Source organism: Candidatus Zixiibacteriota bacterium (assembly GCA_018820315.1).
GTDB lineage: Bacteria > Zixibacteria > MSB-5A5 > JAABVY01 > JAHJOQ01 > JAHJOQ01.
The window spans coordinates 1-14,532 of record JAHJOQ010000088.1 but is presented as its reverse complement, the minus strand read 5'-3'; the positions used below and the strand labels follow the sequence as shown (position 1 = coordinate 14,532).

9 protein-coding genes are annotated in these 14,532 nt (G+C 51.0%); 5 read left to right on the top strand and 4 right to left on the bottom strand.

The features are described from left to right. Positions 1 to 153: 153 nt before the first annotated feature. Positions 154 to 1,929 (top strand): glycogen/starch synthase, encoded by a 1,776-nt coding sequence (locus KKH67_08350; protein MBU1319194.1) that lies wholly within the window; start codon positions 154 to 156, stop codon positions 1,927 to 1,929. Positions 1,930 to 2,106: 177 nt separating this feature from the next. Here the strand turns inward: KKH67_08350 and acs are convergent, their stop codons facing one another. Both acs and KKH67_08340 read right to left on the bottom strand, forming a co-directional pair. Then, on the bottom strand, positions 2,107 to 4,065 hold the full coding sequence (gene acs / locus KKH67_08345; GenBank protein MBU1319193.1) for an acetate--CoA ligase: 1,959 nt from the start codon (positions 4,063 to 4,065) through the stop codon (positions 2,107 to 2,109). Positions 4,066 to 4,092: 27 nt separating this feature from the next. Further along, positions 4,093 to 5,136 (bottom strand): aldo/keto reductase, encoded by a 1,044-nt coding sequence (locus tag KKH67_08340; protein ID MBU1319192.1) that lies wholly within the window; start codon positions 5,134 to 5,136, stop codon positions 4,093 to 4,095. Positions 5,137 to 5,342: 206 nt separating this feature from the next. Here KKH67_08340 and KKH67_08335 point away from each other — a divergent pair, with 206 nt between their 5' ends. Next, positions 5,343 to 6,545, top strand: a complete 1,203-nt coding sequence (locus KKH67_08335) for a glycosyltransferase (GenBank protein ID MBU1319191.1) — start codon at positions 5,343 to 5,345, stop codon at positions 6,543 to 6,545. A 363-nt stretch (positions 6,546 to 6,908) separates the two neighbouring features. On the opposite strand, the gene KKH67_08330 is transcribed toward KKH67_08335, so the two are convergent. Next, complete coding sequence (locus tag KKH67_08330) at positions 6,909 to 7,319, bottom strand: YkgJ family cysteine cluster protein (protein ID MBU1319190.1); 411 nt, start codon at positions 7,317 to 7,319, stop codon at positions 6,909 to 6,911. 128 nt (positions 7,320 to 7,447) lie between these two features. Continuing rightward, positions 7,448 to 8,338, bottom strand: a complete 891-nt coding sequence (locus KKH67_08325; GenBank protein ID MBU1319189.1) for a hypothetical protein — start codon at positions 8,336 to 8,338, stop codon at positions 7,448 to 7,450. Positions 8,339 to 8,618: 280 nt separating this feature from the next. Here KKH67_08325 and KKH67_08320 point away from each other — a divergent pair, with 280 nt between their 5' ends. The 3 genes from KKH67_08320 (at position 8,619) to KKH67_08310 (ending at position 14,451) form a co-directional block, all read left to right on the top strand. Continuing rightward, on the top strand, positions 8,619 to 11,210 hold the full coding sequence (locus KKH67_08320) for a hypothetical protein (protein ID MBU1319188.1): 2,592 nt from the start codon (positions 8,619 to 8,621) through the stop codon (positions 11,208 to 11,210). A 117-nt stretch (positions 11,211 to 11,327) separates the two neighbouring features. Continuing rightward, entirely contained in the window at positions 11,328 to 11,696 is a 369-nt protein-coding gene (locus tag KKH67_08315) for a hypothetical protein (GenBank protein ID MBU1319187.1), read from the top strand. A gap of 409 nt (positions 11,697 to 12,105) precedes the next feature. Beyond that, positions 12,106 to 14,451, top strand: a complete 2,346-nt coding sequence (locus KKH67_08310) for a hypothetical protein (GenBank protein MBU1319186.1) — start codon at positions 12,106 to 12,108, stop codon at positions 14,449 to 14,451. Positions 14,452 to 14,532 lie beyond the last annotated feature (81 nt).

The window sequence follows — 14,532 nt, the reverse complement described above, 5'->3', positions numbered from 1 at the left end:
ACGGGCGGCCCACCCGTTGGAGGGCTTGTTGAAAAAGTCCCGATGCTGTGAAGCAGCGTCATCGCGAGGAGCGGAGCGACGTGGCGATCTCTATGTCAATCAATCCAATAGTGAGATAATGAGATTGCCACGCTTCGCTCGCTATGACGGCGTTTGGGGTTTTTCAACAATCCCTGGAGTGGGTATGAACTGAACGTCTTTCTGAAAGGACCGGAGATGACCAGCGTATCATCGCGTCCAAAGCCGAAAAAAAGCGGCCGCAAGATTGTCTTTGTGACATTCGAAACCGAATTCGCACCATGTGGCGGGCTTGCCGCAGTGATGCGCATATTTCCCAAAGAACTTGCGCGATCCGAATCGTGCTTCACAATTGCGCCGTACTTCGGCAAGATCACTGGACCCAAGGCCATAGCGAAGCAGATTCGCAAAACAAAGCTCACGTTCAATGTCTCCTTCGGTGGCAAGACTGAAACTGTCAAGATCTTGAAGCACGAAACCGACAGCGGATTCAAGACATATCTGCTCGATTCCGAGCGATTCTTCAATGCTCCGCGTGACCCATACATAAACCCGGGCAATCCCGATCAGCTCCTCCGGGATGCTCTCTTTTTATGCGCAGCTGTGCCGAAAGCACTTGTAGCGTTGCGCGAGACTCATGACCTGATTCTGCACCTGCAGGACTGGGAATCGGCATCGGTTGCTCACACGATCACTCTCGAAGATTCTATTAAACGGTCAGCCTGTATTCTTACGATGCACAACCCGTATGATCGAGGTTTGACCGAACATAACTCAGCGCTCATTTCAGCTCAGGATCTTCCAGGTCCGACTGTACTGACCAAGATGATTCCGCTTCTGAATGGCCCCCTCACAACTGTCTCGCAGAACTTCGCCGAAGAGTTGACCAGCGACCCATTGCAGACCGATGTTTTCGCGGATCACCTTCAGCAATTATTCAAAGAGAAGACAATCGTTGGAATCGATAACGGGCTATTTGGAGAATTGAAATTCCCGTTTTCCGAAGAAGCCGAACGTGAGGCAGAATCGGGTGGTTTCCATCTGATCAAGAGAGAGAAGTGGGAGCGGAGAATTAGGCTGGGAGAGAAGATCGCTGATTACCTGCGGAAAACAAAAAACAATCCGGAATTTGAGACATGGGGAAATGATTTCGATCTCTCCGACCCGAAGCTACCGGTCTTTTTCTTTCTCGGTCGCGATGATCCGCGTCAGAAAGGCTATGATGTCGCATGCGAGGCGATTCGAAAGATACATCGTAATCGGGCAAGATATATTTTCACACCTATGCCGGGAGATGAAGGCTTCGATGGGCTGAATTTTCTCAGGAAGCTGACCGCAGATAGACCGGGAGAAGTGATCGTCTTTCCTTTCAGGATCGATTTCGAGACATTCATCGCGCTGCAACAGGGAAGTTCATTCATGGTCATGTGCTCGCTCTATGAGCCATTCGGCGGGGCGAATGAAGCGTACCTTGCCGGAATGCCGGTCGTGGCACGCGCCACCGGTGGATTGGTACAGCAGACAGTTCCGATCAGCGAGGAGCACCTCAGTCCGAAGGGACAGCAACTTGTGGAGCGGTATCACGCCAAGAATGCTGCACCGACCGGATTTCTGTATCGGGAGCCATCTTCGAAACGGGCGATTCAGGGATGGCAGACAATTGTTGACTGCGCATATCTGACACAGACTCCAATTGGCGACCGCGTTGCCGATCGCAAAGGTACCCGATTATTCGACAGCATGGTCGAGGCTGCAGCGGGGGCAATTGCCCAGGCTATTGCTATGTATGTGCATGATCAGAATGCTTATGCCGAAGTGATCTACAATGGTTACAGGATTCTCGGCAATTTCAGTTGGGAGCGCGCGATTACGGAATACCGGCGCATGTATGATGACATTTGTGATCCTTGAGGTGTTACGGGCAGGATGAATCAGCGATCGCTTTCGACAATTCATGCGCAGCATGAATGCCGGGTGCTGAAACCGCAATAGTATCTACCTGGGTTTCTTCTCAATGTGGAAAGAACTGTCGAAACGTCGCTCCGCGTTGCGCGCGTCGCTCAGGGGTTTCGACCTGCCTCGACTGTGTCAATTCTCCTCATACTTCGCCTTCAAATGATCGAGCACTGTCGGATCGGCAAGTGTCGTCACTGAACCGAGCACTCCGCCGTCAGCAATATCACGCAGTAACCTCCGCATAATCTTCCCCGATCGAGTCTTCGGCAATTCGGCGGAGAATATGATCCGCTCCGGCTTAGCAAACTTGCCGATTTTCTGGGTGACCCAAGCTGCGAGTTCGTCTTCGAGTGCAGCGTTCGGTTCACGGCCATCCAGCAGGCTGACAAACGCCACCAGCGCCTGACCTTTAATATCATGCTGAATGCCGATCACGGCTGATTCCGCGACAGCTTCATGCTCGACAAACACGCTTTCGAGTTCGGCTGTCCCGATCCGGTGACCGGAGACATTGACAACATCATCGACACGTCCGAGTATCCAGAAGTAACCGTCCTCATCCATTCGCGCACCGTCACCGGGGAAATATACCCCTGGCCACTTTGACCAGTAAGTCTCTTTGAATCTTTCAGGATCGCCATAAATTCCGCGCAACATGCCGGGCCAAGGTTTCTTGATCGCAAGTAAACCTGCTTCAACCGAATCCCCTTCTTCGTTTATGACATCTGCATCGATGCCGAAGAATGGCCGTGTCGCGCTTCCCGGTTTGGTTTCGATACATCCGGGCAGCGGAGTGATCAGGATTCCACCGGTTTCTGTCTGCCACCACGTGTCAACGATCGGGCATTTCTCTTTGCCGACGTTTTTGTGATACCATATCCACGCCTCGGGGTTGATTGGTTCGCCGACAGTACCGAGGAGCCTGAGCGTGGAGATATCCGCATTTGCTGGCCAGTGATCTCCCCAGCGCATGAATGTCCGGATCAAAGTAGGTGCGGTGTAGAAAATGGTGACACCATACCGATCGACCAACTGCCAAAATCTTCCACGGTCTGGCCAGTCGGGAGAGCCTTCATACATCAGGCATGTGGCCGCATTCGCGAGGGGACCGTACACTACATAGCTGTGGCCGGTAACCCACCCAATGTCAGCCGTACACCAGAAAACATCTTCAGGCTTAAGATCGAACACATATTTCGACGTGCAATGAGTGTAGACCATGTATCCGCCCGTCGTGTGAACAACACCCTTCGGTTTGCCAGTCGTTCCGCTCGTATACAGCAGGAACAGCATATCCTCGGAATCCATCTTTTCGGCTGGGCAATCGTACGACTGCATATCCACAAGCCGATGGTACCAGTGATCACGCCCTTCCTTGATGTGGCATGGGAATGTAGTCGATTCGGATCGCCTCACAACGATGACATCGCTGACACAATCGCACTCATTCACAGCGTCATCAACGATGTTCTTCAGGGGCAGCACATTTCCACGACGCCAGGAGCCGTCGGCGGTGATGACGAGCTTCGCTTGGCAATCGAGAATACGGTCACGAATTGACTCAGCCGAGAATCCTGCGAATATGACCGAGTGAATCGCTCCGATCCGCGCACAGGCGAGCATGCTGATCGCGAGTTCCGGGATCATCGGCAGATAAATCGCAACGCGATCGCCTTTTCTTATTCCTATCGACTTTAGCGCATTCGCGAATTTGTTTACCTCTCGTGAGATATCCCAGTATGTCAACACCCGCTTGTCTCCCGGCTCGCCTTCCCAGATGATCGCTGCTTTGTTGCGAGTTGGCGACGTAAGATGGCGGTCGAGACAGTTGAATGAAATGTTCGTCTTCCCATTCTCGAACCATCTGAAGAACGGAGCATCATCTGAATTCAAGACTCTATCCCATCTCCTGAACCAGTGGAGTTCCTCTGCCGCTTCAGCCCAGAAGCCCTCCGGGTCGTCAATGCTCTGTTTGTATTTAGCCTCGAATTCATCAATCGATCCCATGTGGCTTCCGTGACGAAACTCATCGGATGGTGAAAACAATCTGCTTTCGTGCAAAAGCGTCTCGATGTTTCCGTGCTCCTTCATACTCTGATCCTGCCTCTCAGAAAAAGTCTATGCTCTGTGATTGTCGATATCTCTGAATCTGTCCCCCTGCACCAACTCTCTGATATTGTCTTTCGAGAGAAACTCATGCGGGAAGCCGAGATCTATCATGCTGACATCATCTAATCTCTTCAAATGCTCTCCTGTGAGTTGAATCTCCAGACAGCCGATGTTGTCTTTCAGCTGCTTCAGAGTTCTCGCGCCAATGATCGGGATTATCAAACCGGGCTGCTGCTGCAGCCACTTGATCGCAACCTGTGATGGTGTGCAGCCGATTTCATCTGCGATGGTTTTGACTTCTGCGGCAATCTCGAAATTTCTCTCGTTGAGTTTGATGCTCTTCTCCGAAAGTCGCGCATCGGCCGATTGAAGTGTCTGTTTGTTTCTATCGTTGTATTTGCCGGAGAGAATTCCCGCACCGAGAATTGACCACGGTGTGACGGCGATGTCGAGTGATTTCGCCATAGGAAGCAATTCACGTTCCGGTGTTCGTTCGACGAGGCTGTATTCGATCTGCAAACCGGTAAACGGCGTCCAGCCACGACACGATGCAAGTGTATTGGCCTGAGAGACTATCCAGGCAGGCGTGTCGGACACGCCGATATACAGCAATTTGCCTGCCCGCACCATATCGTCGAGCGCGCGCATGACCTCTTCCACCGGTGTAAGATAATCCCAGGCGTGTACCCAATACAGATCGATGTAGTCGGTGCCGAGGCGTTTCAAGCTCGCTTCCAAAGACTGAACCATGTTCTTGCGGTGATTGCCGCTCGAGTTGACATCGTTCGCGCGCTCACGCAAGGTATACTTGGTGGCAATGACAAATCGCTCGCGGTCCGAACCGACGAATTCGCCGACGAATTTCTCGCTTGTTCCCTCCGTGTACCTGTTTGCCGTGTCGATAAAGTTGCCGCCTGTTTCAACGAATGCGTCGAACACCTGTTTGCTCTTATCTTTCGATGATCCCCAGCCCCATTCCTCGCCGAATGTCATCGTCCCCAGACAGAGTTCGGATACTCTTAAGCCGCTACGTCCAAAAAGCTTATATCTCATTGCCTACTCCAATTGCGTGCAATTATCATTATCTCTGTGTCGGTGTTTCACCCGATATAGCAGTGAAAAACTCATCTTTACAACAAGAAAAATCATGTCCAGTTCAGAAGTCAACGTGAAAATCTACGCCGAGAGCTTGCTTGACTTGAATGGCATAACCGCATAGCTTGGCTATTCGTAACGATCAGATTCTCAAGGAAACCTGCATGAGCTCCTTTCCGAAAGTGATTCTTGGATTCCTGATGGTCGATTGGCCACTGTTCATGCGGCGCAAGATGCTGTATGCACTTGCCGAAGCGGCTGAGAAGTATGGGAGCACAGTAGTCGCAGTGAACCGTCCGCTTTGCCAGATATCCACAATTGTCAGAAAGCCGCAACGTGCCCGTGAATTGCTGGGAGATGCCAGACTGCAAAAACTGGCGAGCAATCTATATCTCTATTCACCCCGGTATTTCATCCACGATTCGATTGCGCAAGAGCTTGGAATTCTCGAATCGCTGAATCTTGCTGCTTTACGATCCAGTTACCGGAAACTGTGCAAGAGAATCGGCATAGTCGAAGAGAAGCCGTTGATCTGGTTCTACCATCCGGTGCAGGGGTATGTGACGAGACTCTTCCCCGGCAGTTTCAATGTGTATGAGATCTACGACAATCTCGCAGACATTCACGGCAACACGCTTCAGGCTGTCGAGAAGCGCATCGACAAATTCAGAGACAGGATCGATCTGCTACTGACCACTTCACGAAAGCTTCACGACAAGTACTCGCCCGGCTTCAAGCACGCATGGGAATTCGGGAACGGAATTGATCGTGAGACCTACGAGAGAATGATCCGCCACGATCATCCTCCGCATCCGGCTATCGACAACATTGCCAGTCCCCGGATCGGATATACCGGGCTGATCTCGCAACGGCTCGACTGGCAGCTGATCCACGACGTTGCAGATAGACGACCTGACTGGAATCTTGTCTTCGTGGGAAAGGTGTTCGATAAGTCGATCCTGAACAGCACCGCAAACATAAACAACATCCATTTCACCGGCGCTTTCGATCATTCGGAGATGCCGTCGGTGCTGAGGAGTTTCGATGTCGGGTTCATGCCGTATCGTGACAATGATTTCTTTCGATATTCGAACCCTCTCAAAATCTACGAGTACGCCGCAACCGGCTTGAAAACAGTCTCTTCCAATATGGAAGAGCTGAGCAGCTATCCATCGGAGATTGTCAAGATCGTCCCGAATAGACCGGATGATTGGATCGAAGCGATACAGGCGTATCTCGAGTCGGATGACGATGTCGCGAGATCAGTCGGCGCCGAATTCGCGGGGAAGTTCATCTGGGAAGATATGACGGCGAGGTTGTTGGATAGAATGCAGCAATTGTTCCAGCCGTCAGGAAAGGATTCCTGACGGCGCGAGCGGTAAGTGCGGGGATTCCTGACGGCGCGGACACCGGAATCTGTCATTGCCGCGGAGGGGCTTGTTGAAAAAGTCCCGATGCTGTAAAGCAGCGTCATCGCGAGGAGCGGAGCGACGTGGCGATCTCTACATCAATCAAGTCTATTGTGAAATGCGGAGATTGCCACGCTTCGCTCGCAATGATGTCATTTAGGGTTTTTCAACATGCCCGAAGGCGGTAAGCCATTCTCGGCAGCGCTTTGACTCTGTCAGAAAGCAAATCGTGACAGCTCACGTGATGTCTGCATATGGTTGAAGCATTTCGTAACCCGCGATCACAGATCGCAGCCACCCATGTCTGGTGCAACCTGTCCGCTACGCCGTCATCTTTTTCTTCTTTGCTCGCGCATTCGCACGGCGTTTGGCGGCCCGCCTCTTCTTCTTGAAGTATGCTTCGAGTTCCTCGGGAGTTTCGAACATGACATCCCAAAAATCGCCGAATCTCTCACAGTCGGGAGGATTGTGAACTCTGCATTTCTCTGGGCGGGTCTCATATATCTTGCAGCGGTCGTTGTCGTCGAGGTACATGCATCTGCCTTTGACAAGAATATACCATCGTCGATTGCGAATATATATGTGGACAGTGTCATATCTCAATTGCCAGTGCAGATCTTCGAAGTCTGACTTCGAAGTCGGCGGACCGATTAGCATAGAAAGATCATTGCAGCATTTCGACGGGCAGCCATTGCAGGCAGAGACCGACATCACAGGTATTTTCTTCTTCATCTACGTAGTTCCTTCAAGTTTGCGTCATCAGGAAGCATTGGAATATATACGGATATTCCTCAAGCGAATGATGGAATAAATCGAGATGCTCCAGTGCTGAGTCGAAATTATGCAGCAGAGATAGAAGGCTAATTGAGCGAATTTAGCCAGTCTGCGAAAAACTCCTTCCGGCTGTCATCATAATTAGTCATCCCGACAAGTTTACTATTCTTGATTCCGACCAGAATTCTCCCGTGCCAACTTTGTTCATACAGGAATGACTTGCCGTTATCAAACGCCAGATCACTCGGAGCATCGCTCTTGTTTTCAGCTAATTCAGACCATTTCTGGAACTTGTCTGCAACATTATCCAGAGTGAGAAACAGTGTCACAGTCTCCGCTTCAATCCCGTAATCCTGGCTATAGAATTTTGTAAGGACTTTTTGCCCTATAAACGATTCCGCAAGATACTTATCTGTTAATGCGATCCTCAGACTGATGGGGAACAGTCCGAATGCCGGAGGTGGATCAAGTGTGCCCTGCACCGATTGTTCGACCAATTTGGCGGTACCGACAAGCAAAGCCTTTGTCTCCGAAGATTCATCGAACCCGATCAACCTCACGACCTGCTTGCCTTTCACGAACTCAACGCTCGACGGCGCGACGTAGCCTTCGATGCCGATGTTGATTATCTCCGGTTCATCGGGGCGCAATACCGAATAGAGCCCATAGGCGTTGGTAGCATCGCTGAACTCGTATACGTCGACCACGATGTCCTTTTCACCCATCGTGTACTCCGCAGTCTTCACTTCTTTGAAACCATACTCATGGTATTGCTCAGCTCCGCCGTCGATGTATTCCCAGAGCGATTCTCCAACGAATGTTCTCACCTCGGTCGTTCTTTCGGCTGCGATCTCCTGGAACTTCTGAGGGAGCAGCTCCCTGGCGGACACGTCATTCGCTTCATCTCCGCCGCCACAACCTGCCAGCATGAAAGCCGCTGCCAACAAACAGGCAACAGGTCCTCTGAAGCTATTCATATTATCCTCCGTGCATCTAGTGTGCTGCAATAGTCTGTTTGCTGCCAATCGCAGAGAGCAATTCTCTGACTGAATAAAGACAAATCGGACGATCCTCCAACAAGTTTTTTCTTAACGAAACGTGCCACACGCTTCGGACGGAAATGAAACCTTATGGTTGTCCAGATTGACGTGCACAGTATCATGAGGTCTCAGAAAAGCATAGCAGTCAATACCGAAATCGATTATCTTACCGCTGGAGTTGGCGGGTACATTCTTGAATTACATCGGGAGCTGCAGGATGAAGAGACTTTTTTCAATATTGTTCATATATGTGTATATCATGCTACTGTTAGCCTCGACTGCAATGTCGAGAAACAGGGAGCCGCTGGAAGGCGAGGGTCTTCCCGGTTCTGATGGATTCTTCAAGCCACAACGCGTCGAACCTCCGAACATTCAGACCTGTACTCACAGAGCCAACAACATGTGGCTGACGGTATCGAATTTTGCGACACTCGGCTCCATGAATCAGAGCTACCGCGATTGTGAGACGAACATGTCGGCACCATCGTGCGAGTTTCCCGGGGGGTCGCAACTCGATTATCTGTATGCGGCTGGACTCTGGGTGGGAGCTATTGTCAGTTCCGATACGCTCGTTACTACCGGATGGGACGGCTGGGGATATACGAATGAACTGTGGCCCTGTTCCGGTCCGGAATGTCTGTTGTCCAGACAATCAAGCAATCCGCTGAGCGACTACTATAGCGAAGATGCCAAGTCCGACTTCGAATATATTGCAGTCTATACAGACACACTTGTTGATCAGAGATGGACCGGAACCGGATGGACCGGGCGGCCGCACACACCTCTGAATCTGGAGGTCATCCAGACCAGCTATTCGTGGGAAGTAGAATACGCTCAGGATTTCATCCTGTTCGACTACAATTTCAGGAACATCGGTTCGAGCGAGCTGAAGAAAGTCTATGTCGGCATTCAGGTCGATGGTGATGTGAGCCACATCGGGCGAGAGCGCGGAGGCTGGACGGATGATATTTGTGGTTTCAGGCAGTCATGGCCGTCGAGGCTCTGCCCCGGGCTCGACGATACAGTCGCAGTCGCATGGATTGCTGACAACGATGGCGACCAGGAGAATAATGCGTTCGATGACCGGAGCGCCAATGGAGTGAGTGGTGTCAAGATCATGCGAAAGCCAAATAAGAACGTAAAAGTCTCATTCAACTGGTGGACATCCAACAGCTCCCCGCGGTTCGACTGGGGTCCGATGCGTTCCGCGTTGAGGCGAAATTTCGGCACCGGGGGGCAGGGAACGCCGATGGGGGACTTCAACAAGTATTACGTGATGTCAAACGGTGAGAACGACTATGACCAAACGCACGCCGCAGTCGATTTCAGCGACGAAGGGTGGTTGCCGCCTAGCCAATCCGCCAGCATCGATGTTGCTCAGGGAGGGGATACGCGCTATCTTATCTCGATGGGGCCTTTCGACATCCAAGCCGGCGACTCGCTGCCCCTTACGATAGCGTATGTTGCCGGAGAGAATCTCCATACATCGCCGACAAACTTCAATATGAACATGGTTAATGAGTACGATCCGGATGGTTTCTACGGCATGCTCGACTTCTCAGATCTCGCAGAGAACGCCGTTTGGGCGAGCTGGATCTACGACAATCCGGGAGTGGACACCGATGGCAATGGCTATGCCGGGGAATTCTGTGAAGTCGAAGATACTCTTCCCAATGGAGAAATTGTCATCGACAGCGTCTACTATAGCGGAGATGGGGTTCCTGACTTTCGAGCAGCGACAGCCCCGCCCCCTCCTAGACTGCGTGCCTCGACTGCCATAGGACAGATTACTCTCAAATGGAATGGTCTTGTGACCGAGACATTTGTCGATCCGTTCACGAAACTCCAGGATTTCGAGGGCTACCAGGTCAGTTTGAATTCGCTTCGCAGAGCAACCAATCTCAGCCTCCTTGAATCGCGGGATTTGCTGAACTTCAAAAGGAAGTACTGGGATGCCAATGAAATGGAATGGATTTTGGCTGACGAGATTCCTCTCCAGCTCGATTCGCTGAGAGTGCTTTATGGGGACCATTTCGATCCGGACAATTACGGCCCTAACGATGATGGCATAGGCTTGGAAGATAACGGTCTGATATACTGCTTCGGGAAAGTTGGTTGGAATCAGACGATTGATGGATGGCTTGACGGCGGCATGCCCGTTATTCCATGCGGGATTAAGAAAAGATTCGCCGATGAGATTGCAAGGGGGGAGGTTACGCCGGATACTGATAGCACAATCGCTGGTAACTGGACCTTGGATCACGATCCGCTGACCGGTGATTCGACCAAATACCACAAGTTCTATGAATATGAATATGTGATCGACAACCTCCTTTCATCGGTGCCGTGGTATGTTGCGGTGTCGGCATTTGATTTCGGTGATTTCAAAAATGGTATCGCTCCTCTTTCGAGCTCACCCCTGTCAAATATGATCGAAGTTTGGCCGACAAATGATGCCGCCACTGTGATCGACGAGGACCTCGATGTTGTAGTATATCCGAATCCGTATTACGGGGACGGGCGCTACATCCGATCCCGTTACGAGGATAGAGAGGGGACGGGGTTCGTGGATCACTCGCGAAGAGTTCATTTTGTCAATCTGCCGCCCCAATGCACGATCAAGATATACACACTCGACGGAGACCATGTCAGAACCCTCGAACACCCCGGTATAGCCAGTGACGCCGATTCGAAGATTCAATGGGATCTCCGATCCAGAAACAACGAGATCGTCACCAGCGGGATATATATCTTCGTTGTCGAATCGGAACTTGGGAACCAAATCGGTAAGCTGGTTTTAATATTATAGTACGTTCTGTTCTGGTGCGTCGAGAGATTTCCAGCAATTGCGCGAAAATGGATTGATTGCGTTTCAATTTGTGATTATTATAATTAGGTTGGAAGAAAGCTGAAAAGAGGAGGAATTATGAAAGTAGTAGGGTACATGGAAGGTACGGACCCGGGAGTCCTGACCAAGCTTGTTGTTGAAGGCGTCGAAACACTGCCACTGTCTAACGGTTGGGACAATCACGGTAAACACCTGACGCTTCTCAATCCCGCAGACAATATCTCTGTTGTGGTAGGAAATCTGCACAAGTTCCTGCGCCTTGAGGATGAAACGATATTCAACGCCATGCTGGCCACTGTGAAGGCGTACGATATCATGGTCCTGTTTGTGGTGCCGAAAGAATTGCACGCGAAAGCAGCCAAAGCTGTTAAATCGGATGATCTCAAGTACAAGTTTGTAGATCCTGCGGACTTGGCCGATGCGATCATGGCTCATCTCAAGAACTGAGACAGTGCAGAAGGTTGAGTTGGTCTCAGGCAGACCTGCGGGAATAGTGATATCGGCAGGAGTGAGCGCACTCCTGCCGTATTTGTCTGGATTACATTTCAGACCGCGACATTACAATAGCTCCCACTGCGAAGAACAGGACGCCGATGCCGAGCAGGATGCCGAATGGCTGCATCATCTCAGAGAATGAGAATCCTCGCCAGATCGCACCTTCAAGTATAGTAGGGCAGGTTTCTCCGAAACCTGCCTCCTGAATGGAGGCGGCAGGCTTGAGGGCAATCCTACCCTACTTGGCTGAGTATAGTCGCTCGCATGATTCAATTCAAGACATTAATCACTTACGCAAAAAGCCCGTTTATCGTTGACACAAGTTTATAGGCTGCTATATTTCATCAAAGGGAAGTATCTGATGATCCGCGGATTCCTCACTTCGTCAATATCTGTTGTGCTGCTGACCACATCGTTGGTATCCGGTCAAGGGTTGAGTCTCGCACCAGGAGTTGTTTCGCATTCCAGCCAGATTCCGCTGAAACCAGCTGATTCTCCATTTCCGATGAATCAAGTCTGCACACATCGTGCGAACAACATGTATTTAGCCGTCACGAATTACGGTTGCTTCGGAAGTCATCTCGGTATTGGTTTCCGTGACTGCGAGACCAACCTGGATGCACCATCATGCGAATTCCCGGCGGGCAGCGGGCACGAGCATCTTTATGTAGGTGCTATGTGGATTGGAGCAATTGTCGGATCGGACACGCTGGTGTCCACCGGCTTTGGAATGAGAATAGTCTCTCAAGGATATGCCGTTTTGGGATGGGAGCTATTGCCATGTTCAGATCCGGACTGCATGATTGAGAAGCGGACTAACCGATTTTCGTATCCGGACTATAGTGTCAGCGCCTTGTCTGATCTCGACATGATTGCAGAGTATACCGATACGCTTGATGATCCGAAGCTCGTATTTCCCGACCGTGATGGCAGGCCCCATATACCACTAAACGTCGAGGTGACTCAGAAGAGCTACTCATGGTCCACTGCTTTCGCAGAGGATTTCGTAATGATCGATTATGACATCAAGAACTTCGGTAACGATGCTATTGAAGACGTCTATGTCGGTATATTTGTCCAACCGTATATCGGGCATTATCCCACCAAACCGGTAAATTCGTATGCATGGTACACTGGCTTTGTGGAAACATATACATCAAGAATCGGGCAGGGATATCAGGATACGATAGAATTGGCATGGGCCGCCGACAATGACGGCGATCCGAATGCCTCTGATCTGTACGACTATACAAGCGTGGCGAGCACGACCGGTCTTAGAATCCTGAGAAAGCCTGCTGATGATCTCAAGGTCTCGTTCAACTGGTTCTCAGGCTTCGAAGACCCCGACTGGTCATGGGGGCCGATGAGAGAGGGGGGCAGGCGGCGGATGTATACGGGCGGTCAGGGACACCCGTTGACTGACGGAGATAAATATTTCTTGATGGCGAACGGAGAGCGAGACTATGATCAGTTATTCGCTGCGCGTTCCTACACCGACGAGGGCTGGTTGCCACCGAGGCAGCCGTTCTGCACACTGTTGGCAACTCGCGGCGGAAGTGCCTATGTCATGTCGCTGGGTCCGTTTGACATCCCGGCAGGGGAATCGGTGCCATTGACAATCGCGTACATTGGAGGCGAGGACTTCCATCACGATCCACAAGCTCACAGGAACTATGTTCTGGACACTTATGACCCTGACCAGTTCTACCGGCAGCTTGACTTCAGCGATCTAGTTGATAATGCTCTCCGCGCCGGTTGGGTCTACGACAATCCCGGTTATGACACCGACAACGATGGATATGCCGGACCGTATTGGGAGATTGCGGACACTCTGCCGAACGGCGAAGTCGTCTTCGACAGGTATTATTACGCCGGAGATGGCGTACCCGATTTCAAACCGGCAGTGCCGCCTCCTCCGCCGGTAGTCAGGTACAACACACAGTTTGAGACTGTTCGGATCAAATGGAACGGTTTGATCTCCGAATCTCATATTGATCCGTTCACGCGGGTGCGTGATTTCGAGGGCTACCGTGTCTACATGGGCAGGCTGAATCGTCTCGATGATCTGGCGATGGTCGCATCGCAGGACTTCGAGGATTATTGGCGATTAGTCTGGAATCCGGACCGTCTCCGCTGGGATAAGAACGAAAATCCGATGACCCTCGACTCTATTCGCAAGATATATGGCGATTATTTCCAGTCGGGAGATTATCCGAAGACGTCAGACGGCTCCGGTCTCATTGTCGATTCGCTAACATATTGCTTCGAACCGGCTGACTGGAACCAGTCAGTGGAGGGATGGGGTGACGGCGCTGACATCATGAGTAGCACTGAGTTCAGCAAAGTCTATGCTGATGAGATCGCGGCGGGAACTGTCACAAGCGAGATCGATATCGAGGATACACTCACGAGCAACAACTGGATCAAAGCCATCAATCCACTGACGGGTGATTCGATTTACTATCACAAGTACTACGAATACGAATTCACGACGGGCAATTTGCTCGCATCGGTGTCGTGGCATTTTGCTGTGTCAGCGTTTGATTTTGGTGATGCGATCTATGGGATTGAGCCGCAGGAGACATCGCCGCTGGCGAACTCGGTTGAGGTCTGGGCTATTCATGAAGCATCAGAAGTGATCGGGCAGCAGCTCAAGGTAGAGCTCTACCCGAATCCGTACTACTGTCCCGTCAACCACATAATGTAGGATACAATCTCTTTAGTTTAATCCTGGCATCTTCATTGGTGAAGCGCCAATCTACCTTTGCCTCTATTTCATTTCGCTGTG